Consider the following 23,844-nt stretch of genomic DNA (forward strand, 5'->3'; position numbering starts at 1 on the left):
GAAAAATGATATAATAAAATACTGTGCCCCAAAAGGGGACAGACAGAAGTATTTTTAAGAGAAAAAGACAGTAACACATAAGTGAGGATAGAACAGTTATGCCAAAAAAAGAAACGTATGATGCCAGCAGTATTTCCGTGCTGGAAGGTCTCGAAGCAGTGCGTAAGCGCCCTGGTATGTATATCGGAAGTACCTCGCGGAAAGGCCTGAATCATCTGATTTATGAAATTGTAGACAATGCGGTGGACGAGCATCTTGCGGGCTACTGCGACACCATTCACGTAACACTTGAAGCAGACGGCTCGGCGACCGTGACCGACAACGGCCGCGGAATCCCGGTCGGCATGCATGAAAAAGGCGTTCCGGCGGAGCGTCTCGTTTTTACAACCCTGCACGCCGGCGGTAAATTCGACAACAATGCGTACAAGACAAGCGGCGGTCTGCACGGTGTCGGTTCTTCGGTTGTCAATGCGCTTTCCACCTATCTTGACGTACAGGTCAGCCTCGGCGGCTGGGTTTACCACGACCGCTACGAACGAGGTGTTGCCGTACAGGAACTCGATGAGGATGGGCTGCTGCCGAAGATCGGAAAAACGAAGAACAGAGGAACCCGCATCAACTTCCTGCCGGATCCGGAAATCTTTGAGAAAACACGTTTTTCCGCAACAGAGGTCAAAAGCCGTCTCCATGAGACTGCATATCTGAACCCGGCGCTTACCATTTATTTTTCCGATCTGCGCGATGGAAAAGAGGAGCACCTGACGTATCACGAGCCGGACGGCATTGTTGGTTTTGTGCGCGATCTGAATAAGAACAAAGAGGCAATCCACGATCCGATTTATTTCAAAGGGGAATCTGAGGGCATTACCGTAGAATGTGCGTTCCAGTATATCAACGAATTCCAGGAAAACGTGCTCGGCTTCTGTAATAATATCTACAACGCTGAGGGCGGTACCCATATTTCCGGTTTCAAATCGACCTTTACGACGATTATGAACAGCTATGCCAGAGAGATCGGTGTCTTAAAAGAAAAAGACAATAACTTTACGGGATCGGATATCCGAAACGGTATGACCGCTGTTATTTCGATCAAGCACCCGGATCCGCGGTTCGAGGGCCAGACAAAAACGAAGCTGGACAACCCGGATGCGGCAAAGGCCGCCGGAAAAGTAACAGGCGAGGAGATTCCGCTGTATTTCGACCGCAATCTCGAAGTGCTGAAAAATGTTCTTGCCTGCGCTGAGCGATCTGCCAAAATCCGCAGAAGCGAAGAAAAAGCCAAGACAAATATGCTGACCAAGCAGAAATATTCGTTTGATACGAACGGCAAACTGGCAAACTGCGAGAAAAAGGATCCGTCGCTGTGCGAGATCTTTATCGTCGAGGGAGATTCTGCGGGCGGTTCCGCAAAGACGGCGCGTGACCGTAATTTCCAGGCGATTCTGCCGATCCGCGGTAAGATTCTGAACGTAGAGAAGGCTTCTATTGATAAAGTTCTGGCAAATGCCGAGATCAAATCCATGATCAATGCATTCGGCTGCGGCTTTTCCGAGGGTTACGGCAACGACTTCGATATCACAAAGCTCCGTTACGATAAAATTATCATCATGGCAGATGCCGATGTCGACGGTGCGCATATTTCAACGCTGCTGCTGACACTGTTCTACCGTTTCATGCCGGAGCTGATCTACGAGGGACATGTCTATATCGCGATGCCGCCTCTTTACAAGGCAATGCCGTCCCGCGGAAAAGAAGAGTATCTGTACGACGACAAAGCACTGGAAAAATACAGAAAGACACACAAAGAAAAATTTACGCTGCAGCGCTACAAAGGTCTTGGCGAGATGGACCCGGAGCAGCTCTGGGAGACGACACTGAATCCGGAGACGAGACTTTTGAAGCGTGTGGAGATCGAGGATGCCCGTATGGCCTCCGATGTGACGGAAGTACTGATGGGAACCGAGGTTCCGCCGCGGAAAGCATTTATTTATGAGCATGCAACCGATGCAGAGCTGGATATTTAACAGGAAGGACAAAGGAAGATGAAAGAAAAATCAGAAGATCAGATTATACGGACCGAATATTCTGAGGTCATGCAGAAATCTTATATTGATTATGCGATGAGCGTCATCATTTCCCGAGCGCTTCCGGACGTGCGGGACGGTTTAAAGCCGGTACAGCGCCGTACTCTGTATGACATGTATGAGCTCGGCATCCAGTACGACAAGCCGTTCCGAAAGTGCGCGCGTATCGTCGGCGATACGATGGGTAAATACCATCCGCACGGCGACAGTTCCATTTACGATGCTCTTGTCGTAATGGCACAGGATTTCAAAAAAGGGCAGCCGCTTGTGGACGGTCACGGAAACTTCGGGTCGATTGAGGGTGACGGTGCCGCTGCAATGCGATATACCGAGGCGAGACTGCAGAAAATTACACAGGAGGTCTATTTAAAGGATCTCGACAAAGACGTTGTCGATTTCGTACCGAACTTCGACGAGACGGAAAAAGAGCCGTCTGTTCTGCCAGTGCGCGTGCCGAACCTTCTGTTGAATGGCGCAGACGGTATCGCTGTCGGTATGGCAACAAGCATTCCGCCGCACAACCTGTGTGAGATTGTGGATGCGGTCAAGGCCTACATGAAAAACAACGACATCACCGTCAAAGGTCTGATGAAATACATCAAAGGACCGGATTTCCCGACCGGCGGTATTGTCGTCAATCAGGATGACCTGCTGTCGATCTACGAAAAAGGTGTCGGAAAGATTAAAATCCGCGGAAAAGTGGAAGTGGAGAAAGGCAGAAACGGAAAGCAGTATCTTGTGATCACCGAAATTCCGTACCCGATGATCGGTGCGAACATCGGAAAGTTCCTGAACGATGTGGCGGGGCTTGTGGAGAGCAAGAAAGCGCCGGAAATCGTCGACATTTCCAACCAGTCCTCGAAAGAAGGAACACGCATCGTGCTCGAACTGAAAAAAGGCGCGGATGTGGAGCGGATCACGAATCTGCTGTACAAGAAAACACGTCTGGAAGATACGTTCGGTGTCAACATGCTCGCCGTGGCAGATGGAAGACCGGAGACGTTAAGCCTTAAGCAGGTGATCGAGCATCACGTTGATTTCCAGTTTGAAGTGGCAACCCGCAAATACCAGAACCTTCTCCGCAAAGAGATGGAGCGCCGCGAGGTGCAGGAAGGTCTGATCAAGGCATGCGATGTGATCGATCTGATCATTGAGATCCTGCGCGGAAGCAAGACACAGAAGCAGGTCAAAGAGTGTCTGATTATGGGAGTGACCGATGGTATCCGCTTCAAATCAAAGTCAAGTGAGCGTATGGCAGCACAGCTCTGCTTTACGGAACGCCAGGCAACGGCGATTCTGGAGATGCGTCTGCAGAAACTGATCGGACTGGAAGTGGAAGCACTCTTAAAAGATCATGAGGCGACTGTGGCGAAGATTACGAAGTACGAGGATATCTTAAATCATTACGACTCGATGTCGGAAGTTATTATGGAAGATCTGACGCAGATAAAAAAAGAGTACGGCCACAAGCGGAAAACGGCGATTGAGAATGCTGAGGCGATTGTTCTTGAGGAGCCGAAGGTCGAGGAGATGGATGTTGTCTTCCTGATGGACCGCTTCGGTTATGCGAAGACGATCGATACGTCTGCTTACGAGCGGAACAAAGAGGCTGTGCACAACGAGAACAAATATGTGTTCCAGTGCAAAAACACCGATAAGATCTGCGTCTTTACGGATCTTGGCATGATGCACAGCATCAAAGTAATGGACATCCCGTATGGAAGATTCCGTGACAAGGGAACGCCGATCGACAACCTTGGAAATTACAGCAGCCAGAAGGAGCAGATGATTTACGTCGATGCACTGGAAAATATCAAGAACAATAAGCTGCTGTTCGTCAGCGCGGCCGGTATGGTAAAACTTGTCGATGGATCCGAGTTTGATGTCGTAAAACGAACGATCGCGGCGACGAAGCTTTCATCCGAGGAGGACCGTCTGATTCTTGCCGAGGTCTGCCAGGAGCAGGAGTATGTGGTTCTGCAGACGAAAAACGGTGTCTTCCTGCGCTTCCTTACGAGTGAAGTGCCGGAGAAGAAAAAAGCAGCCGTTGGTGTGCGTGGTATCCGTATGGCAGAGGACGACGCGGTAGAGCATGCGTATCTGCTGGCAAGCCGGATGGATTACACGATCACGTATCACGACAAAGAGATTTCTCTGACAGCGAAGATTAAGCTGGCAAAACGAGACACCAAGGGAACAAAGATCCGGGTATAACGCAGAGTTTTGTTTATAACCATGAGAAGCACGCTCCGCGGGTTTTTCGAGAGATCACTTGGCAATAAAAGGACACCTGCCCGATACCAGAACGGTACGGGGCAGGTGTCCTTTTCGCATAATTTTTTAGTTATTTGAAAAACTGTGGGAAGTCTTTCTTGGGGTTCTTCTTTCAATGGCAACGTACGGACGATGATGACCGACATATTTATAAGCCGGACGGATGATCTTTCCTTCGTTGACAAGCTCTTCGATCCGGTGTGCGGACCAGCCGGAGATACGGGAGATAGCAAAGATCGGGGTGTAGAGCTCTTTTGGAAGGCCAAGCATTGCGTAGACGAAACCGCTGTAGAAATCAACATTTGCACAGACTGGTTTGAGCAGACGGCGCTTTTGGGCGATACACTCGCCGGCAATGCGTTCTACAGACTCATAGAGAGCAAATTCTTTCTCGCGGTGCTTCTCAGCGGAAAGCTTCTTTGCATATTCTTTCAGAATCACACAACGTGGATCGGACAGGGTATAAACAGCATGGCCCATACCATAGACAAGACCCGTTCCATCGAATGCTTCACGATCAAGCATTTTGGTCAGGTAGGTGCGCAGTTCGTTTTCGTCTTCCCAGTTTGTAACATTCTCTTCAATATTTTCAAACATCTCCATAACCTTCAAGTTGGCACCGCCGTGGCGCGGTCCTTTTAAGGAACTTAAAGAAGCCGCAACAGCAGAGTAGGTATCGGTTCCGGAGGAGGAGACAACGTGTGTCGTAAATGTTGAGTTATTTCCGCCGCCGTGGTCTGCATGAAGAATTAACGCAACATCGAGAACCTTTGCCTCCAGAGCAGTGTAATCTCCATCCGGGTGAAGCATCTGCAGAATGTTTTCAGCCATCGACAGCTCCGGTTTCGGATTTCGGATGATCAGGTTCTGGTTTTCGTGGTAGTGGCGGTATGCATGGTAGCCGTAAACGGCGATCAGCGGCATTTTGGCGATCAGACTCAAAGCCTGGCGGAGGACGTTCGGAATGGAAATGTCATCCGGCTTTTCGTCGTAGGAATACAGGGTCAGCACACAGCGCTGCAGAGTATTCATCATGTTTTTGCTGGTTGCCTTCATGACAACGTCGCGGACAAAAGTGTCCGGCAGCTCGCGGTAGATACTTAAAATTTCGTTGAAATCATTTAACTGCGGTTCTGTCGGAAGAGAACCGAACAGAAGAAGATAGGTAATCTCTTCAAAACCGAAGCGTCGTCCTTCCATACCTTTGATCAGATCTGCGACGTTATAGCCCTGAAAATAGAGACGGCCATCGGTCGGAACTTTTTCGCCGGTGCGCTCATCAATATCGAAGCCGATAACATCGGAAATTTCGGTCAGGCCGGTGAGAACACCTTTACCAGTGGAATCACGCAGTCCCCGTTTTACATCGTACTCAGTGTATAAAGATAAATCAATCTTTCCGGAATCTTTCGTATACTCTACAAGCTGACTGAGCTTGTCTTCCAGATTATCGTATTGCATGGTCATGACAACAGCCCCTTTCTTCCTTTAGTTAAAAACTATACTTACTTTTTTGGCGGTTGTCAATGCTTTTCTTTCAAAATACATTAATTTTTATAAGGAAAAGGGATGGTTTTCCTTAATTTTTGAAAGTAAGGACAAAGTTTATGCATAAAATTTGCGACAGGGAGGTGAAAACAACAGGGATGGAAACGGCGGGAAATCAGTGGGGCGGAACAAATTTTAGAAAAAGATTCATAAATTTCAAAAAAATGCTTGCAATTTCAAAAAAATACGGTATAATAATGATTGTGTCATTCAGGAAATGAATTTCACAGGCCGAAATAGCTCAGCCGGTAGAGCACTTCACTCGTAATGAAGGGGTCGTCAGTTCGAATCTGATTTTCGGCTTATTCTTTAGAAACCCGCAGGACGTAAGGTTCTGCGGGTTTTCTGGTATCATGAGAAATATGACATAAATACGAACGCCCTTTGCAGGAAAAAGATCTGCTGCAAAGGGCGTTTGCTGTTACAAGTTTCAGGAAAATCAGTTCGTACAGCATATCCTGACGGAGCTTTTGGCCGGACACTTCAAAGAGCACATCAGCTGTTGCCATTTTCCTGTGCTGCCACCCGTGCGTCGCGTTCCCGGCGGGAAAAGACGCAGCCGCAGTAGTCCTGGCGGTAGAGGCCGTATTCATGGGAAAGTTCGATGGAACGCTGGTAGCCGCCCCGTTTCTTGAAATCTGAATTGAGATATGGGATCCCGTATTCGGCGGCAAGCCGTTCTCCGATTTCATTCAGCTTTTCCGCGTTTTTCAGCGGGCTGATGGAGAGGGTTGTTGTAAAATAGTCGAGTTTGAGCTGCTTTGCCATTTCGGCCGCTTCGCGGAGCCGCATTTCATAGCAGACAAAACAGCGCTCGCCGCCCTCTGGCACATTTTCCATCCCGCGTGTCAGTTTATAGAACCGGTCAGAATCGTACGGGCCGGGGCAGAAGGAAATCGGATGCACGGCGGGAAGAGAATGGATCAGACGCTGCTGTTCCTCCACGCGGTGCTCGTACTCCGTCGGCGGATAGATGTTGGGATTATAGTAAAAGAGCGTAATGGAAAAATACTGCGACAGATATTCCAGCACGTAACTGCTGCACGGCGCACAGCAGCTGTGCAGCAGCAAGGTCGGAACTTCACCGTGAAGTCCTGCAATCTTCGCATCCAGCTCCTTCTGGTAATTTCTTTTATTGGCCATAATGTATCTTCAAACCTCCTGGTATCTTTCAATCCTTTCTATTATAGCCTCAGCGCGGCTGGGATGCAAGCTGCATATGATATCTTATAGATAGAGGAGGATGCAAAAAAATGGATGATCAAATCCTGTCATTAGAGCATATATCACTGTCCTATCACACCATGAAAGGAGAAACACCGGCGCTGTGCGATCTGACCTTTTCGGTAAAAACGGGGGAATTTGTTGCTCTTGTCGGACCGAGCGGCTGCGGAAAGAGCACGATCCTGAACTTGATTTCCGGTCTTTTAAAGCCGGAGGCGGGAACTCTGCTGAGCCGCGGACGGCCGATCACGGAGGCGGATCTCCATATCGGCTACATGCTGCAGAGAGACCACCTGTTTGAATGGCGGACCATCTACAGCAACGTTCTGCTGGGCCTTGAGATTTCGCGCACGCTGACACCCGAGCGGAAAGAAAAAGTCGGGGAGATGATGGAGACATACGGCCTGAAATCCTTTTCCAATGCCCGTCCGTCCGAACTTTCCGGCGGTATGCGGCAGAGGGCGGCACTGATCCGTACACTGGCGATGGAGCCGGATCTTCTGCTGCTTGACGAGCCGTTCTCCGCTCTCGACTACCAGACGAGGCTGAACGTCTGTGATGATATCGGAAAGATCATCAAAAAAGAGGGAAAGACAGCAATTCTCGTGACACACGATATTTCGGAGGCCATCAGTATGGCGGACCGTGTGATTGTTCTGGCGGCACGGCCGGCATATGTGAAAAAAAAGATTCCGATCCGGTTTGCGATGGAGGAGCGCACGCCGATGAAAGCGCGCAGTGCGCCGGAATTTAAAACGTATTTCAATGCCATCTGGAAGGAGCTGAATGAAAATGCGTGAGCAGGCAAAAACGCCGGAGAGCAGCTTTCAGAGGGCGTATCTCCGGCAGAAAAAAAGAGAACGGGAGCAGGTGCGGGTGTTTCGGGCTTTGCTTCTCGTCAGTTTTCTGGTATTATGGGAGGTGGCGGCGGATCTGAGATGGATTGATCCGTTTATCTTTTCCAGCCCTGTGCGGGTGGGAAAAACGTTCGTGACCCTGCTGACGGAGCAGAACCTTCTGCGCCATATCGGGATCACGGTGTATGAGACGGGAATCAGCTTTCTGCTTGTCTCGGCACTTGGCATGGCGTTCGCTGTGCTTTTGTGGCTCTTTCCGCGCTTTTCTGCGGTGATGGAGCCGTACCTGGTAGTCCTGAACAGCCTGCCGAAATCGGCGCTCGCCCCGCTTCTCATTGTGTGGATGGGGGCAAACGTGAAAACGATCATCACGGCCGGCATTTCCGTTGCGATATTCGGCTCGGTGATCAGCATTTACAGCAGTTTTCAGAGTGTGGAGCCGGATATGCTCCGCCTGATTGCAACACTCGGCGGAACGAAGAAGGATATGCTGTTCCGCGTCGTGCTGCCGTGGTCGTTTCCGGGGCTGCTCGCCGTGTGGAAGGTCAACATCGGCCTGTGCCTCGTCGGTGTTGTAATCGGAGAGTTTATCGGGGCAAGAGAGGGGCTTGGCTATCTGATTATCTACGGCAGTCAGGTGTTCAGATATGCACACGCAAGAGAAGGGAGGATGACAGATGATTGGAATCGTATGTCTGGAAGAACGAAGAGGAATGCAGTTTGGCGGACGACGCGTTTCGCGGGACCGCGTGGTAACGGAAAAAATCTGCGAACTGTGTGAGGGGAAAACGCTCTGGATGAATCCGGCTTCGGAAAAGCTGTTCGCGGAGCAGAAGGAGAGTGGGAAGGTAACACTTCAGGCGGCGGCAGATTTTCTGGAGCAGGCAGGCGAAGGAGAATACTGCTTTGTGGAGAATACGGGACTGCAGGCTGTGGAAGCGAAGATAGAGAAAATCATCGTTTTCTGGTGGAACCGGCATTATCCGTCTGACCGGAAATTCGACCTGGATCTTTCCAAATGGAATAAAGTGTCCGAGGAGGAGTTTGCAGGCTATTCCCATGAGAAAATAACGAAAGAGGTATATGAGAAATGAAAAAACTAAGAAAACAGCTTCTGCTGCTGGCGGCGCTTCTTGCTCTGACACTGACCGGCTGTGAGGCGCAGGATCTTCTCTCGACGGAGAGAGCAGATTCCGGTTCGGAGGTTACGGCCGCTTATACGATGACGGAATCCCAGATTACCGATCAGGCACCGACGGCCGTTTCAGTTCTTGATGTTCCGGAGTTTTCCGGTGAACCGTATGTCGTTTTAAACGGAAATGAGCCGGATTTTACCGATGAGGAAAAGACGACCGAGTCGTACGAGCATTACAGCGATCTGGACAGCCTGGGACGGTGCGGCGTGGCAGAGGCGAATATTGGCCAGGATCTGATGCCGACGGAGAAGCGCGGCGCGATCGGCCAGGTAAAGCCGACGGGCTGGCATACGGTAAAATATGATCAGGTGGAAGGTAAATATCTGTACAACCGCTGCCATCTGATCGGATACCAGCTGACCGGTGAGAATGCAAACGAGAAGAATCTGATCACTGGAACACGTTATCTGAATGTCGAGGGCATGCTGCCGTTTGAAAACATGGTTGCCGACTACGTCAAAGAGACCGGAAACCATGTGCTGTACCGCGTTACACCAATTTTTACCGGGGACAACCTTGTAGCGGACGGTGTGGAGATGGAGGCACTTTCCATGGAAGATGACGGCGAGGGCATTTCCTTCCATATCTTCGCATACAACAATCAGCCGGGCATCTCAATTAATTATGCAACGGGAGACAGCACGTTAAGCGAAAGCAGCGGAACGATGACGGATCAGCAGGAATATGTCATGAACACATCCAGCATGAAATTCCACCTGCCGTCATGCTCCAGCGTCAGCTCGATTAAGGATGAAAACAAGGCGACATATCAGGGACCGCGCGAGGACCTGATCGCCGAAGGCTATGAGCCGTGCGGACGGTGCAATCCGTAAAAGAAATTACAAAAAGAGGGTCGGAACTTTCCGGTCCTTTTTTCTATATAGTAAAGAGAAGCATCTGGAAAGTGAGACAGGAGATGGAAGAGGAGAAGCTGCGTGCGGTTTATTATGCAAGGTGCAGCACCGAGGAGGAAAATCAGAAGGATGCGCTGGTAAGACAGGCGGCGGAGGCGGAAGAGGCAATCCGGGCAAGAGGATGGAGGCTTGTGGATGCCTACGTGGAGAGCCGCTCCGGTACGAGCCGGAAGGGCAGATGGGAATATAACCGCCTGTACGAGGATCTCGAGCAGAACCGGTTTGATGTCGTCGTAATCAAGTCGCAGGACCGCCTGATGCGGAACACGCGGGACTGGTATCTGTTCGCAGACCGCTTAAACTGCGCCGGAAAGCGGCTGTATTTTTATCTGGAGAACACATTCTATTCGCCGGAAGACGCGCTTCTGACCGGCATTAAGGCGATTCTGGCGGAGGAGTACAGCCGGGAGCTGAGCAAGAAGATGAATCTGGCGCACCAGAAACGGCAGCAGAATAATGGAAAGCCGGTGCTGACCTCAAAAAGTTATGGTTACCGGCGGACGGCAGACGGAGCGATTGAGATCATCCCGGAGGAGGCCGCAGTGAAGCGCCGTATGTACGAACTCTGTGCAGACGGTCTCGGCGGACGGAAAATTGCGGCGGTTCTGGCAGCGGAGGGCGTCCGCAGCCGCGCCGGAAAACCATTCTCTGGAACAGACATTATCCGCATGGTGCGGAATCCTATGAATAAAGGCACCGTAGTCATGAACAGGAAGCATTACGATTTTAATACCGGAAAAACGCTCCCTACACCGCCGGGCGGGCAGTACGTCTATGCGGGGAAAATTCCTGCTATCGTCTCTGAAGAGCTCTGGATAGCGGCAAATCGGGCGGCTGACGAGCGTCTCTGCCGCAAAAAGGTGGGCAAATCTGTTCAGACTTGACTGGGTAATCCTGTCCATCCTGATCCTCTGCCTCGTTGCGGCAGGATTGTACGGCATCTTGGGCCGGCTGGAAAAAAACTACACAAAACGCCGAAATTCGGGAAAGTAGGTGATTTGACTTGCAAAGGAAGGTTGGATGCTTGTATAATAATGCATGATAATTTAAAAAACTTACAGGAAAAGAGGAATGAAAATGGCACAGTTATGGGGCGGACGGTTCACAAAAGAGACCGACAAGTTAGTGTATAATTTTAATGCATCCATCAGCTTTGATCAGAAATTCTATAAACAGGACATCAAAGGCAGCATGGCACATGTAAAGATGCTGGCAAAACAGGGCATTCTGACAGAAGACGAGAGAGACCAGATTCTTGCAGGACTGGAGGGGATTCTTGCCGACGTAGAGAGCGGAAAACTGGAAATCACCAGCGAATATGAGGATATCCACAGCTTCGTGGAGGCAAACCTGATCGACCGCATCGGAGACGCCGGAAAGAAGCTGCACACCGGAAGAAGCCGCAATGACCAGGTAGCCCTCGATATGAAACTTTATGTCCGCGATGAGATCACCGAGATTGATGCACTCGTCAAAGAGGTGCTGGTAACACTCGAAAAAATCATGGAAGAGAACATTCACACCTATATGCCGGGATTCACCCATCTGCAGAAAGCACAGCCGATCACACTGGCACATCACATGGGCGCATATTTTGAAATGTTCCGCCGCGACAGAGGCCGCCTTGCAGACATCTACAAGAGAATGAATTACTGTCCGCTCGGTTCCGGTGCGCTGGCTGGAACGACGTATCCGTTGGACCGCGCTTACACAGCAGAGCTGCTCGGCTTTGACGGCCCGACCTTAAACAGCATGGATTCCGTATCCGACCGTGACTATGTCATTGAGCTCCTCAGTGCTCTTTCTACGATTATGATGCATCTTTCCCGCTTCTCCGAGGAGATCATCATCTGGAATACCAATGAGTATCAGTTTGTGGACATCGACGACGCATACAGCACCGGAAGCAGTATCATGCCGCAGAAAAAGAATCCGGATATCGCAGAGCTTGTTCGAGGAAAAACAGGCCGCGTTTACGCAGCTCTGATGTCAATGCTCACCACTATGAAGGGAATCCCGCTGGCGTACAACAAAGATATGCAGGAGGATAAAGAGCTGACCTTCGATGCCATCGACACCGTAAAAGGATGCCTGGCTCTGTTCAATGGCATGCTTTCTACCATGCGCTTCAAAAAAGACCGCATGGAGAACAGTGCAAAGAACGGTTTCACGAATGCAACGGACGCAGCTGATTACCTTGTTGGAAAAGGCGTTCCGTTCCGCGATGCACATGGCATTGTCGGCCGTCTCGTTCTGTACTGCATTGACAAAGGAATCTCCCTTGATGATATGAAACTCGAAGAGTACAAAGCGATCAGCCCGGTATTCGAAGATGACATTTACGATGCGATCAGCATGAAAAACTGCGTGGAGCGACGCAATACGATCGGCGCGCCGGGAGCAGATGCGATGCAGGCTGTCATCGAGCAGAATAAAAAATATTTACAGGAAAATTGAAAAAACAGTTGCAATTTTGAAAAAATTGGTATAGTATGACATGAGACGCACAAATGTACGCCACAGAAGAACAAGGAGATGAAACCAATGGAGCAGAAATTGAGAGTAGGAATTTTAGGAGCAACCGGTATGGTAGGACAGAGATTTATTTCTCTGCTGGAGAACCATCCGTGGTTTGAAGTTGTGACCCTGGCAGCAAGTCCGAGAAGTGCCGGAAAAACATATGAGGAAGCAGTCGGCGGACGCTGGAAAATGGATACTCCAATGCCGGAAGCAGTGAAAAAGCTCGTTGTGATGAATGTAAATGATGTAGAGCATGTGGCATCTACCGTAGATTTTGTATTTTCCGCTGTTGATATGTCGAAAGATGAGATCAAAGCGATTGAAGAAGCATATGCAAAGACCGAGACACCGGTTGTTTCCAACAACAGCGCACACCGCTGGACACCGGATGTTCCGATGGTAGTTCCGGAAATCAACCCGGAGCACTTCGATGTTATCGAGTTTCAGAAAAAACGTCTGGGAACCAAGAGAGGCTTTATCGCTGTAAAACCGAACTGTTCAATCCAGAGCTATGCACCGGTATTAACGGCATGGAAAGAGTTCGAGCCATATGAAGTGGTTGCAACCACATACCAGGCAATTTCCGGAGCAGGAAAAACCTTCAAAGACTGGCCGGAGATGGAAGGCAACATCATCCCGTTCATCGGCGGAGAAGAAGAGAAGAGCGAGCAGGAGCCGCTTCGTATCTGGGGTAAAATTGAAAACGGCGTGATCGTAAAAGCAACTGAGCCGAAGATCACCTGTCAGTGTATCCGTGTTCCGGTATTAAACGGACACACCGCAGCTGTTTTCGTAAAATTCCGCAAGAAACCGACGAAAGAGCAGCTGATCGAAAAACTGGAGAACTTCAAAGGCCTTCCGCAGGAGCTGAATCTGCCAAGCGCACCGAAACAGTTCATCCGTTACATGACAGAAGATAACCGTCCGCAGGTAACACTGGATGTCAACTACGAGAACGGTATGGGAATCAACGTAGGCCGTTTAAGAGAGGATTCCATCTACGACTGGAAATTCGTAGGTCTGTCCCACAACACGGTCCGCGGCGCAGCAGGCGGAGCAGTACTTTGTGCAGAGACACTGGTTGCAAAGAAGTTTATCGCTGCAAAATAATGCTTAGAATGATATAAAAAACGCCTCTGAAACGTTTTGGGTTCAGAGGCGTTTTTTGTGCATGGATCAAAAGAATATAGCATGTGTTTGAAACATCGTTCCTGCAATCTGCACGCCCAACTTTGCAGGATATCGAAAGCAGCAAAAAAGAAGCGCCATACGGGAAAATTCCCGCGGCGCTTCTTTTTTGCTCAAATAATTTTATTTACGCAAAGTTTGGCTAATCTTAGAATTTGCCAGCTTTTGCTGCCTCTTCAACAGCAACAGCTACAGCAACAGTCATACCAACCATTGGGTTGTTTCCTGCGCCGATCAGACCCATCATTTCTACGTGAGCCGGTACAGAAGAAGAACCTGCAAACTGAGCGTCAGAATGCATACGTCCCATAGTATCGGTCATACCGTAGGAAGCAGGACCTGCTGCCATGTTGTCCGGGTGAAGAGTACGTCCTGTACCACCGCCGGAAGCAACGGAGAAGTATTTTTTACCAGCTTCGATACGCTCTTTTTTGTAGGTACCTGCAACTGGATGCTGGAAACGAGTCGGGTTGGTGGAGTTTCCGGTGATGGAAACGTCAACGTTCTCTTTCCACATGATAGCAACGCCTTCGCGAACGTCGTTAGCGCCGTAGCAGTTAACTTTCGCACGCGGTCCATCGGAGTATGCTTTTCTGAATACTTCTTTCAGTTCTCCGGTGTAGTAGTCATACTCAGTCTCTACATAAGTAAAGCCGTTGATACGAGCGATGATCTGAGCAGCGTCTTTTCCAAGACCGTTCAGGATAACACGCAGAGGTTTCTGACGTACTTTGTTTGCTTTTTCAGCGATACCGATAGCACCCTCAGCAGCTGCGAAGGACTCATGTCCAGCCAGGAATGCGAAGCACTCGGTGTCCTCTTCCAGAAGCATTTTACCAAGGTTACCATGGCCAAGACCAACTTTACGCTGATCTGCTACAGAACCCGGGATACAGAAGGACTGAAGTCCCTCACCGATTGCTGCAGCAGCTTCAGAAGCTTTGCGGCATCCTTTTTTGATTGCGATTGCTGCGCCTACAGTGTAAGCCCATTTTGCATTCTCGAAGCAGATTGGCTGAATGCCTTCGATCATTTTGTATACATCAAGGCCAGCAGCTTTTGTAACTTCTGCAGCTTCTTCGATGGAGTTGATTCCGTACTCAGCAAGCTTAGCCAGAATCTGTTTCTCTCTTCTTTCATATGATTCAAATAAAGCCATTTTCCTATCCTCCTAAATTATCTGATTACTCTTTTCTCGGGTCAACGATCTTAACAGCATCAGCAACACGTCCGTACTGTCCGCTTGCTTTTTCGAAAGCTGTGTTTGCATCATCGCCGGCTTTGATGAAGTCCATCATCTTTCCGAAGTTGATGAATTTGTAACCGATAATCTCATCATCTGCATCCAGAGCGATACCTGTTACATAACCGTCGGTCATCTCCAGGTAACGAGGTCCTTTTGCAAGAGTTCCGTACATGGTACCAACCTGGGAACGAAGTCCTTTACCAAGGTCTTCCAGGCCTGCGCCTACAACCAGTCCGTCCTCGGAGAATGCACTCTGGCTTCTTCCGTAAACGATCTGCAGGAAGAGCTCTCTCATAGCAGTATTGATAGCATCACACACAAGGTCAGTATTCAGTGCCTCAAGGATGGTAAGTCCTGGCAGAATCTCAGATGCCATAGCTGCAGAATGAGTCATTCCTGAACATCCGATGGTCTCAACGAGAGCTTCCTGGATAACGCCCTCTTTTACGTTCAGAGTCAGTTTGCAGGTACCCTGCTGCGGTGCGCACCAGCCAATACCGTGAGTGAATCCGGAAATGTCTTTGATTTCTTTTGCTTTTACCCATTTTGCTTCCTCCGGAATCGGAGCTGCACCGTGATGCACGCCCTGGGCAACCGGACACATCATTTCTACTTCGTGTGAATAAGTCATTGTTAAACTCCTTTCAAATATGTACTTATTTGAGCTTTTGTCTTTCGAACGGACTGTTTCCAGCCTGTTCACAGACCTATGGTTATTGTCTCACAAAATTGGTCATTCGTCCAGCATATTTTGATAAAAAATTGCAAAGACCACCGGAAAACGATAAAATTTCCGGCGGTCTTTTAAATCAATCGGTTTGGTTTTCTCTCGATAAAAGAGAATTTTTTTAATTATCAGATTTTTTTGACAATTTCTTTCGCATTCTTAAAAATATGACCTGACGGGATCACACCGCGAACACAGGAGAGTGGATAAATGTTGGAATTTCTTCCGACAACCGTTCCCGGGTTCAATACGCTGTTACAGCCGACCTCAACTTCATCGCCGAGCATCGCACCGAATTTTTTCAGTCCGGTTTCGATCTGTTCATCTGCGCCTTTGACAACAACGAGCTTCTTATCGGATTTTACATTGGAAGTAATGGAACCGGCACCCATATGGGCTTTGTATCCAAGAACAGAGTCGCCGACATAGTTGTAATGCGGAACCTGTACTTTATTAAAGAGAATGACATTTTTCAGTTCGGTGGAGTTTCCAACGACAGCGCCTTCGCCGACGATGGCGTTTCCGCGGATAAAGGCACACTGACGGATCTCAGCGCCTTTTCCAATGATGCATGGGCCGTTAATGGAAGCGGTCGGTGCGATCACGGCATCTTTTGCGATCCAGACATTTTCGCCGCGTTTTTCGTATTCTGCCGGATCGAGTGTTTCGCCGAGTTCAAGAATAAAATCTTTAATGAGCGGAAGCACTTCCCATGGATACGTTTTGCCTTCAAAGATTTTTGCGGCAATGGTCTGGGTTAAATCATAAAGTTCAGAAATGGTTGCATCTTTCATGCGTGATTCATCCTTTCTTGTTTTAGTTCCTGTTTATCTTACCACATTTCAGGAGTTCTGTGCGCCTTTTTTTCCGGCGGTGGAATAGGACTTTGCTGAGGAGTCTTCTGCAGCGGTACGTTTCCCGGTACGGGAGCGCGTGGAAGAGGCTTTTTTGTAATACGGCGCGGACGCATCAAAGCTGCTCTTTAGCTGGAACTGATTCCGCAGCTGCTTCACATTTACCGTGTGGCGTGTCACAAAGTTTTCCAGTTTTCCCATATATTCCTCGGAGGTAATGGAGCCTTCCGCTACATAGGTAAGTCCCTTTTCCCAGCTTGCCGTCAGCTCCGGATTCAGAAGCGGGCGGATCGACTGGTGTACGACGTCGTAGATCATTTCGCCAAGCTGTGTCGGGGTGATAACCTGCGTCTTTTTGTTCAGAGCAAGATATTTGATAAAGACAAGCTTTTTCAGAATCTCAGCACGCGTCGCACTCGTTCCGATGCCGCTTCCCTTAATCTGTTCGCGCAGCTCCTCGTCTTCAATGAGCTGTCCGGCATTTTCCATTGCAAGGATCATCGAACCGGAGGTGTAGCGTTTTGGCGGAGAGGTTTCTCCTTCCTTGATAGAAAGGCCGAGAAGATTCAGCTCGCTGCCTTTCTGCAGCTGGGACAGCGCTGCAAGAAAAGAGGGATCGCAAGTCGTCTCGTCCTCCTTTCTGCCCTCGTCGTCCTCCTCTTTCTTACGGAAGAAAGAATACTGCATGGCTTTTAAATAGCCCTCCTGCACGAGAACGCGGAAGTTGGAGAAAAACTGCTCGCCGCCGATTTCGGTGACAAGAGCAACTTTCTGATAGACCGCCGGCGGATAGAAGATACCGAGAAAACGGCGGACAATTGTCTCATAAACTTTTGCGGAGAGTTCCGAGAGGTTCCGCAGATTGTTAAGGCCCTGTCCGGTCGGAATGATCGCATAGTGATCGGTAATCTGTTTATCGTTTGTATAGCGGGTGGAACCAATCTTTTTCCAGCTTTCACCCTGCGAAATTTCATTTGCAAGGCCGCTGCAGATACCGTACTGCTGCAGGCCGCGCAGGTTTTTGCTGATTTCCCTGGCAACGGCAGAAGAAAGCACACGGGCATCGGTTCGCGGATAGGTAACCAGCTTTTTCTCGTAAAGCTCCTGAACAACTTTCAGCGTTTCATCCGGACTGATTTTGAAAAAGCGGGCACAGTCGTTTTGCAGCTCCGCAAGGTTGTAAAGCAGTGGCGCATTTTTATTTTCCTTTTTTCGCTCCATTTTCAGGACATGCGGGATCAGAGGATTCTGCATGCTTAATTCCTCAATCAGTTTCTGTGCGTCCTCTTTTTTCTGGAAGCCGTTCTCCTTATAGAGAAGCGGAGAGTTGAAGTAGCGGCTGCCTTTTACGGCGCGCCATTCCCCCTCAAAATTGCGTCCATTTAAGGAAAGACCGGCGATGACACGGTAGAATGGTGTTTTCACAAAGCTACGGATTTCGCGCTCCCGGCGTACGACCATGCCGAGCACACATGTCATAACACGGCCGACGGAAATAGACTGATATTTAGTGCCGAGATACGATGCGACAGCGCTTCCGTATTTGAGCGAGAGAAGACGGGAAAAGTTAATGCCCATCAGGTAATCTTCTTTGGCGCGGAGATAAGCGGATGCCGAAAGATTGTCGTATTCACTTTCGTCCTTCGCTTCGCGGATACCGCGCAGGATTTCTTCTTCTGTCTGCGAGTCGATCCAGACACGCTTCTGTTTCTTGTCTTTGATACCGGCCATCTGCGCGACGAGACGATAGATGTATTCTCCCTCACGCCCGGAGTCGGTACAGACATAAATGGTTTCAATATCCTCCCGGTGGAGCAGGTTACTCACAATGGTGAACTGCTTTTTTACTTCCGGGATAATTTCATATTTGAAGTTTTCAGGCAAAAAAGGCAGGGTCTCGAGACTCCACCTTTTTAACGCAGGATCATATTTTTCCGGATAGCTCATCGTAACCAGGTGACCGACGCACCAGGTTACGACGGACTGATCCGACTCTAAGTATCCATCCCTGCGCTGCATATTCTGTTTTAACGCTTTTGCGAACTCCTGAGCAACGCTCGGTTTTTCCGCAATGTATAAAGATTTTGTCATTTATCTGCACTCATCATTCGAAGCGGCCAGGCAAGGAGCACACCGCCTCCTATTGCGTTTCCTATAGTTACAATGACCATACTTTTCAATGCGGCAGTCAGAGAAATGCCGCCTGGGACCAGAAGTGCAGCGGTAACAAAGGTGGCCATATTGGCAACGCAGTGTTCAAAACCGGCAACAACGAATCCGGTGATGCAAAGTATAATCATGAAAAATTTGGCAACTTCATTTTTGCATTTCATGCCGCAGGCAACGGCAAGGCAGACGAAGAAGTTGCAGAGAATGGCACGGAAAAACATTTCTCCGGCAGGAATGGAAAGTTTATTTCCAATAAATCCTGCGTAATAATCGGCGGTACCGGAAGCACCTGCCAGTACGAAAATTACGGAGAGAATCAGGCATCCGACAAAGTTTCCGATGTAGCTTACCAGCCATACTTTTCCAACCTGTGCCCAGGAGACTTTTTTGTCATAGGCCCCAAAAGCCATAACAAGATTGTTTCCGGTGAAAAGCTCTGCACCGATAAAAACGATCAGCAGAACCGCAATGGCAAACACAATACCGCCAAGCAGTTTTCCCCAGGCAGGATCTGTACTCTGGAACGTATTGCCTACCACGTTGGAGAAAATCATGGCAACCACGATAAAGAAACCGGCCATGACTGCACGGAGAAAGTATTTCCCCGGGTGTTCTTTCAGCAGCCTTGCTTTGTTTACGGCTGCCTCTGAAAATTTTTGTACGTCATCATAAGGCATAGAATAACTCCTTTCTTATGTCCCGTAGGATGGACATATCCCCTCTCTTTTTGTCCGGGGGATGGTCTTTTTTTCCGAAGCAGCTTGCAAATGCTTCGGATTTCGCGCTTTCAACTTTGGCTATTATAGCATTTCCCGGAAAGATTCGCAATGAAGGAGGAAGAAAAAAGTATATTTCCACAGAAATGTCAGAAAATAAGGGGTAAAACGACAGATTGTATGATGAACTCAGAGGGATTGAAACAAGGATTGAAAGCTTTTTTTATGTTCTGTTTTACAAACATCTCGGACACAGTGAAATTGTAAACCATGATGATCCGGCGTTTGTGAAACTGGTTTATCATCTGCACTGATGTTCATTCTTAGCAAAAACCTCATCGGCTGTTTTCATACAAAAGATAAAACGGCAGGTGAGGTTTTTGTAATGGGCCTCTGGAAAGGATAAACTAAAGCCGTATAGTATCCATTACACCGGATTTTTTCCGGTATTCTAAAGGAGTCATATGATACTGTTTTTTGAATAAACTCTGAAAATGAGGCTGGCTGGAAAAGCAGAGATAACTGCTGATTTCAGCCAGACTTTTTGTACTGTAGGTTAAAAGCATTTTAGCTTCTTCTAATTTACATCTTGTAATGAAAGTACCTATGGTAAAGCCGAGCTCAGTTTTGAATTTTTTCATCGTGTAGGAAGTACTTTTCTGAATGGAATCCGCGACATCATTCACGGAGATGGATTCGTTTGTATGTGTACGGATAAAATTCATACAGGTATAAACTTCTCTTGAGATTCCAGCAGGGATTTTGGTTTCACCTGCCTGCTGACAAAAATCCAGAATCATGGAGTATTGCAGTGCCTGGATTTTTTCCAGTGACTGCAGTGCCTCGCATTCCTGAATATAAAGATCCAGAAGCTGATATGTTTTTTCAATATCTACTCCTCCCGGAATGGCGCCAAGAACAGCGGTTTTGATTGCTGTCACGATAAAAAGATTTTTGGCATGGCGAATCGGGGTTTTTGCAAGTCTGCCTTCTTCTAATTGTAATGTATTATTCTTCAAAAAATTCTGCAAAGCATTTACATTTCCGTTTTGAACAAACTGAAAAAGTTCGCATTCAAACTGGTAAGTGTTATGCATCTTTTTATTTTCCATATTTTCTGTAATGGATTTCAAATGCTGCTGGCTCTGCCGCAATTGCTGGGGTGCACGCTGTCCCAATAATTTCAACACACTGATTTCCTTGTGGTTCACACATTGATGCAGGAAAACAAGATGCTGACAAAATTGGATATGTGATAACCGGGGAATGGAGGCGAGAGCCTCAGCGATTACTTCCTTGTACTTCAGAGGCGTGGCAGAGTCATGCATATAACTGCGGACGAGCTCATCTGTCACAGGAACGGAAAAAACCGGGCCTAAGATGATATATTCACCAGTAGCTTCAATTTGGACAGAGCCATATACAATGTCGGGAGATGCAAAACGAAATTCGGGATTATAATCGGATGGATAAAGCGGATAAGGACTCTCTGTTGAGATGTGGAGCTGTTCTGATAAAGCAGAGTAAATAGCTCCTGCTTCAGTAATTAGATTCGTAGGAATTCCTGTAACGGCATAGTAATTTTTACAAAAAGTAACATAATTCATATGATATTCTCCTGGTATCTGTGGGATGCAGTGGATCAAATTTTCGTTTGAAAGTTTCTGCAAAGCAATTCACGATTCCTTCACTTCCAAATTTAAAGTATAAAATGGAAAAAGAAAAATAACAATACGAAAACATATAATTTTGTATGTTTTTATGTAATATCTTTCCTTTCATTTTTGATAAAGTGCGATTAGAAAAAAGGAAAGGCGGATCATACGCATGAGACAACCGATTAAAATTAATAAAACGAATCCAAATAAAGGTGTTCTCGATTATTCTTATCTTTTGGATGCACCAGCTGGAAAACATGGATTTGTAACGACAAGGAATGGCCATTTTTATTTTGAAGATGGTGTAAGGGCAAAATTTCTTGGGTTTAATGTGGCTGCAAGATCAAATACCCCGGATCATGAAACCGCAGAGAAACTGGCGGAACGTTTTGCGAGCCTGGGCGTGAATGTGATTCGGCTCCATGCAGCAGATGCCCCAATCAGCGAAGAACCACGTAGCTGGTCCAGCTGTAAAGAAGCTCCACTTTTAGATTATGAAAAAGGAAACGGGAGAGAATTTCATCCGGAAGGTCTGGATCGATTTGACTATTTTGTCGCAAAATTGAAAGAGCGGGGTATTTACCTTCACATTGATCTTATCGTTGCAAGAGATTTTGTAGAAGGAGATGGACTGGACTACCCAGGAAATGCGGGAAGCTGCATCAAACGTTTTCCCATGTACAATAAACGGATGATAGAGCTGCAAAAAGAATATGCCAGAAAGATTCTCTGTCATGTGAATCCTTATACAGGTCTTGCACTGATTGACGATCCGGCGGTGATCACGGTTCAGATCAATAATGAAGATTCTGCGATTAAAGGAACGATGGAAACGGATCAGCGGGAAGAGATGCAGCCATATCGGGATGAGGTACAAAATCGTTTTAACAGCTTCCTCTTGATGAAATATGGAACAAGAGAGCGTCTGAAAGAAGCATGGACGTTTGAAGGAAAATGTGCGCTTGGCGAGGAAGAAGATCCGGAGAAAGGAACTGTGCAGGGAGCCGCAGGTAATTTCTATCAGCCGGAATGCGACCCTTTGGGAAAATGGGAAGAAAATGAAAGTCCGGCCCGCTATGCTGATTTTATGGAATTTGGCATTACGATGAATCGTAATTTTTATCAGGATATGAAAGATTATCTTCATTCCCTTGGAGTAAAAGTTCCGATCGTGACAAGCAATCTGGTTGCCGGTGCAGCGGATGTATATGGCCATACCGACGGGGATTTTATGGAAAATAACAGCTATTTTAATCACCCGCTGCTTCCGATCCAGGAGGCAAATACCTATCTGGTTGCAGGGCCGGCCGAATATGTGTCAACGAACCCGCTGACCATGCAGACAGGAGTTGGTTCTATGGCAACAACACTTTTAAATCTTGCTTCCGTTGCCATTGTAAAAGGAAAGCCTTTCATGCTCAGTGAGTGGAACGAATATGGGGAACATCCTTTCCATTCGACAGCATATGTGCACACGGTTGCCTATGCATGCTTGAACGACTGGGACGGACTGATTTTATACAATTATCATACGTCAGAAAAGGCGGACGATCAGCCGGACGATGAAATCTGGAGTGTTTTTGATGTATATAATGATCCGGCGGTTATCTGTCAGTGGGGATTTATGGCATCTGTATTTCTCAAAGGGCTGGTATCGGCGGCTAAAAACCGTGTAGATGTCGTATATACACAGAACGATTTGAAAACACTGCCGAAAATGCACGCAATGCCAACTACTTTTTTACCTTACATCACATGTATGCGAAATGTATTCCTGGACGGAGGGGATACCTATCAGGGAGACGCGGCTGTTGCAGTGAACGCAGGATTTTTGAATGGGGCAGATCTCTCGGAGGCAGAACACGGTGTGTATTATGCATGGTCACCGTATCGTGACGCATGGCGGAAATATAAAGACCACAACAGGCTGAAACAGGCAGCGAAGAATGCAGAAGAGATACGAGAAGGCGTGTATCTGGGAGCACAGGCACTTGTCTTTGATGAAATTCAGAAAATCGCAGGCACAGGAGATTATCGTGAATTTGCTGCAATTCTTGACCGGGCAATGAAAGAATGGAAGATACTTTCGGAGGAATGTGGTCTGGTAGATGGAAAACTGATTTCTGATACAAAAGAGCTGGTGTTTGATCCGGCACATGCCCGGTTCGTAATTCATACACCGTATTGCGGATATTTCAGTGGAAGCCCAGCAGAAAGTCTGCGGCTGTCTGAAAAAATTGAGATCCAGTCAGAAAATGAGCGGATTACGCTGGCACTTCTTCCAGTGGGAAAGGAAAAACTGGAGCAGGCAGAGGAATTTGTGATCACTGCGATGGGAACAACGGGAATGGACAAGACAACGTATCAGGAAGGTGCACAGATGATGGGCTTTCCGTTTACTGCAGTACACTTTCAGGGAAAATTATATGCCGAAACGCTGGAAGGAAGAATCTACGTAAAAGCTAAGGAGGCCGTTCTTACAGCATTAGATCCAATGGGAAATGAAATTGGAAGAATAGAAGGAAAAGAGACAGAAAAAGGAGTATGTTTTCTTCTGTCAGGCAATCTTCCAAGTGTTCAATATAATTTAAAAATAAAAAAAGAATGCCCAAATATATAATATTAAATTGCTATATGTAATAAAAGAAACAAAATACTTGATAGAATAC

At 47.8% G+C, this 23,844-nt stretch carries 19 protein-coding genes and 1 tRNA gene; 11 read left to right on the forward strand and 9 right to left on the reverse strand.

Annotation, left to right across the window (positions count from 1 at the left end):
- Window positions 1-98: 98 nt before the first annotated feature.
- The gene (locus tag DWX32_RS15255) at window positions 99-2,024 is read left to right on the forward strand and encodes a DNA gyrase/topoisomerase IV subunit B (protein WP_118660489.1); all 1,926 of its coding nucleotides are present in this window, start codon (window positions 99-101) and stop codon (window positions 2,022-2,024) included.
- Between the two features lie 18 nt (window positions 2,025-2,042).
- Window positions 2,043-4,298: a DNA gyrase/topoisomerase IV subunit A gene (locus DWX32_RS15260; protein ID WP_117761589.1), complete on the forward strand. Its 2,256-nt coding sequence runs from the start codon at window positions 2,043-2,045 to the stop codon at window positions 4,296-4,298.
- Window positions 4,299-4,424: 126 nt separating this feature from the next.
- On the opposite strand, the gene DWX32_RS15265 is transcribed toward DWX32_RS15260, so the two are convergent.
- Window positions 4,425-5,825, reverse strand: a complete 1,401-nt coding sequence (locus DWX32_RS15265; protein WP_118660491.1) for a citrate/2-methylcitrate synthase — start codon at window positions 5,823-5,825, stop codon at window positions 4,425-4,427.
- Between the two features lie 311 nt (window positions 5,826-6,136).
- Here DWX32_RS15265 and DWX32_RS15270 point away from each other — a divergent pair.
- A tRNA-Thr gene (locus DWX32_RS15270) sits at window positions 6,137-6,209 on the forward strand.
- 192 nt (window positions 6,210-6,401) lie between these two features.
- On the opposite strand, the gene DWX32_RS15280 is transcribed toward DWX32_RS15270, so the two are convergent.
- On the reverse strand, window positions 6,402-7,049 hold the full coding sequence (locus DWX32_RS15280; protein ID WP_117761585.1) for an epoxyqueuosine reductase QueH: 648 nt from the start codon (window positions 7,047-7,049) through the stop codon (window positions 6,402-6,404).
- Window positions 7,050-7,159: 110 nt separating this feature from the next.
- Here DWX32_RS15280 and DWX32_RS15285 point away from each other — a divergent pair, with 110 nt between their 5' ends.
- The 7 genes from DWX32_RS15285 to asd all read left to right on the forward strand — a co-directional run bounded on the left by DWX32_RS15285 (window position 7,160) and on the right by asd (window position 13,727).
- Window positions 7,160-7,930, forward strand: a complete 771-nt coding sequence (locus tag DWX32_RS15285) for an ABC transporter ATP-binding protein (RefSeq protein WP_117510218.1) — start codon at window positions 7,160-7,162, stop codon at window positions 7,928-7,930.
- Complete coding sequence (locus DWX32_RS15290; RefSeq protein ID WP_022463011.1) at window positions 7,923-8,768, forward strand: ABC transporter permease; 846 nt, start codon at window positions 7,923-7,925, stop codon at window positions 8,766-8,768. The genes DWX32_RS15285 and DWX32_RS15290 overlap by 8 nt, the downstream gene beginning before the upstream one ends.
- 16 nt (window positions 8,769-8,784) lie before the next feature.
- Window positions 8,785-9,081 (forward strand): hypothetical protein, encoded by a 297-nt coding sequence (locus DWX32_RS15295; protein ID WP_022463012.1) that lies wholly within the window; start codon window positions 8,785-8,787, stop codon window positions 9,079-9,081.
- Window positions 9,078-10,016 carry a DNA/RNA non-specific endonuclease gene (locus tag DWX32_RS15300; protein ID WP_117510217.1) on the forward strand — a complete coding sequence of 313 codons (939 nt, stop codon included), beginning with the start codon at window positions 9,078-9,080 and terminating at the stop codon, window positions 10,014-10,016. Before DWX32_RS15295 ends, DWX32_RS15300 begins: the two co-directional genes overlap by 4 nt.
- A gap of 71 nt (window positions 10,017-10,087) precedes the next feature.
- On the forward strand, window positions 10,088-10,981 hold the full coding sequence (locus DWX32_RS15305; RefSeq protein ID WP_147398226.1) for a recombinase family protein: 894 nt from the start codon (window positions 10,088-10,090) through the stop codon (window positions 10,979-10,981).
- A 193-nt stretch (window positions 10,982-11,174) separates the two neighbouring features.
- Entirely contained in the window at window positions 11,175-12,554 is a 1,380-nt protein-coding gene (argH, locus tag DWX32_RS15310) for an argininosuccinate lyase (RefSeq protein WP_118660497.1), read from the forward strand.
- Between the two features lie 87 nt (window positions 12,555-12,641).
- Window positions 12,642-13,727 (forward strand): aspartate-semialdehyde dehydrogenase, encoded by a 1,086-nt coding sequence (gene asd / locus DWX32_RS15315; protein ID WP_022463016.1) that lies wholly within the window; start codon window positions 12,642-12,644, stop codon window positions 13,725-13,727.
- A 66-nt stretch (window positions 13,728-13,793) separates the two neighbouring features.
- Here asd and DWX32_RS20915 read toward each other — a convergent pair whose 3' ends face one another.
- The 7 genes from DWX32_RS20915 to DWX32_RS15350 all read right to left on the reverse strand — a co-directional run bounded on the left by DWX32_RS20915 (window position 13,794) and on the right by DWX32_RS15350 (window position 21,124).
- Complete coding sequence (locus tag DWX32_RS20915; RefSeq protein ID WP_369123061.1) at window positions 13,794-13,886, reverse strand: DUF6783 domain-containing protein; 93 nt, start codon at window positions 13,884-13,886, stop codon at window positions 13,794-13,796.
- Between the two features lie 67 nt (window positions 13,887-13,953).
- Window positions 13,954-14,964, reverse strand: coding sequence for a GGGtGRT protein (locus DWX32_RS15320; protein ID WP_022463017.1), 1,011 nt, complete (start codon window positions 14,962-14,964; stop codon window positions 13,954-13,956).
- A 25-nt stretch (window positions 14,965-14,989) separates the two neighbouring features.
- Window positions 14,990-15,682 (reverse strand): iron-sulfur cluster assembly scaffold protein, encoded by a 693-nt coding sequence (locus DWX32_RS15325; RefSeq protein WP_022463018.1) that lies wholly within the window; start codon window positions 15,680-15,682, stop codon window positions 14,990-14,992.
- A gap of 224 nt (window positions 15,683-15,906) precedes the next feature.
- Window positions 15,907-16,572: an acyltransferase gene (locus tag DWX32_RS15330; protein WP_055228579.1), complete on the reverse strand. Its 666-nt coding sequence runs from the start codon at window positions 16,570-16,572 to the stop codon at window positions 15,907-15,909.
- Window positions 16,573-16,620: 48 nt separating this feature from the next.
- The gene (locus DWX32_RS15335) at window positions 16,621-18,723 is read right to left on the reverse strand and encodes a DNA topoisomerase (protein WP_118660493.1); all 2,103 of its coding nucleotides are present in this window, start codon (window positions 18,721-18,723) and stop codon (window positions 16,621-16,623) included.
- Window positions 18,720-19,478 carry a formate/nitrite transporter family protein gene (locus tag DWX32_RS15340; RefSeq protein ID WP_055228581.1) on the reverse strand — a complete coding sequence of 253 codons (759 nt, stop codon included), beginning with the start codon at window positions 19,476-19,478 and terminating at the stop codon, window positions 18,720-18,722. Before DWX32_RS15340 ends, DWX32_RS15335 begins: the two co-directional genes overlap by 4 nt.
- A gap of 446 nt (window positions 19,479-19,924) precedes the next feature.
- Window positions 19,925-21,124: a helix-turn-helix domain-containing protein gene (locus DWX32_RS15350; protein ID WP_118660495.1), complete on the reverse strand. Its 1,200-nt coding sequence runs from the start codon at window positions 21,122-21,124 to the stop codon at window positions 19,925-19,927.
- Window positions 21,125-21,344: 220 nt separating this feature from the next.
- Between DWX32_RS15350 and DWX32_RS15355 the strand changes: the two genes are divergently transcribed.
- Window positions 21,345-23,795 carry a beta-galactosidase gene (locus tag DWX32_RS15355; protein ID WP_117510213.1) on the forward strand — a complete coding sequence of 817 codons (2,451 nt, stop codon included), beginning with the start codon at window positions 21,345-21,347 and terminating at the stop codon, window positions 23,793-23,795.
- Window positions 23,796-23,844 lie beyond the last annotated feature (49 nt).

This window comes from Blautia sp. AF19-13LB (assembly GCF_003479105.1).
Taxonomy (GTDB): Bacteria; Bacillota; Clostridia; order Lachnospirales; family Lachnospiraceae; genus Fusicatenibacter; species Fusicatenibacter saccharivorans.

What these genes read in the sequence shown, in the direction of transcription:
- DWX32_RS15255 (WP_118660489.1), top strand. Translation starts at nt 99, where the DNA reads ATGCCAAAAAAAGAAACGTATGATGCCAGCAGTATTTCCGTGCTGGAA.
- DWX32_RS15260 (WP_117761589.1), top strand. Translation starts at nt 2,043, where the DNA reads ATGAAAGAAAAATCAGAAGATCAGATTATACGGACCGAATATTCTGAG.
- DWX32_RS15265 (WP_118660491.1), bottom strand. Translation starts at nt 5,825, where the DNA reads ATGACCATGCAATACGATAATCTGGAAGACAAGCTCAGTCAGCTTGTA.
- DWX32_RS15280 (WP_117761585.1), bottom strand. Translation starts at nt 7,049, where the DNA reads ATGGCCAATAAAAGAAATTACCAGAAGGAGCTGGATGCGAAGATTGCA.
- DWX32_RS15285 (WP_117510218.1), top strand. Translation starts at nt 7,160, where the DNA reads ATGGATGATCAAATCCTGTCATTAGAGCATATATCACTGTCCTATCAC.
- DWX32_RS15290 (WP_022463011.1), top strand. Translation starts at nt 7,923, where the DNA reads ATGCGTGAGCAGGCAAAAACGCCGGAGAGCAGCTTTCAGAGGGCGTAT.
- DWX32_RS15295 (WP_022463012.1), top strand. Translation starts at nt 8,785, where the DNA reads ATGAATCCGGCTTCGGAAAAGCTGTTCGCGGAGCAGAAGGAGAGTGGG.
- DWX32_RS15300 (WP_117510217.1), top strand. Translation starts at nt 9,078, where the DNA reads ATGAAAAAACTAAGAAAACAGCTTCTGCTGCTGGCGGCGCTTCTTGCT.
- argH (WP_118660497.1), top strand. Translation starts at nt 11,175, where the DNA reads ATGGCACAGTTATGGGGCGGACGGTTCACAAAAGAGACCGACAAGTTA.
- asd (WP_022463016.1), top strand. Translation starts at nt 12,642, where the DNA reads ATGGAGCAGAAATTGAGAGTAGGAATTTTAGGAGCAACCGGTATGGTA.
- DWX32_RS20915 (WP_369123061.1), bottom strand. Translation starts at nt 13,886, where the DNA reads ATGGCGCTTCTTTTTTGCTGCTTTCGATATCCTGCAAAGTTGGGCGTG.
- DWX32_RS15320 (WP_022463017.1), bottom strand. Translation starts at nt 14,964, where the DNA reads ATGGCTTTATTTGAATCATATGAAAGAAGAGAGAAACAGATTCTGGCT.
- DWX32_RS15325 (WP_022463018.1), bottom strand. Translation starts at nt 15,682, where the DNA reads ATGACTTATTCACACGAAGTAGAAATGATGTGTCCGGTTGCCCAGGGC.
- DWX32_RS15330 (WP_055228579.1), bottom strand. Translation starts at nt 16,572, where the DNA reads ATGAAAGATGCAACCATTTCTGAACTTTATGATTTAACCCAGACCATT.
- DWX32_RS15335 (WP_118660493.1), bottom strand. Translation starts at nt 18,723, where the DNA reads ATGACAAAATCTTTATACATTGCGGAAAAACCGAGCGTTGCTCAGGAG.
- DWX32_RS15340 (WP_055228581.1), bottom strand. Translation starts at nt 19,478, where the DNA reads ATGCCTTATGATGACGTACAAAAATTTTCAGAGGCAGCCGTAAACAAA.
- DWX32_RS15350 (WP_118660495.1), bottom strand. Translation starts at nt 21,124, where the DNA reads ATGAATTATGTTACTTTTTGTAAAAATTACTATGCCGTTACAGGAATT.
- DWX32_RS15355 (WP_117510213.1), top strand. Translation starts at nt 21,345, where the DNA reads ATGAGACAACCGATTAAAATTAATAAAACGAATCCAAATAAAGGTGTT.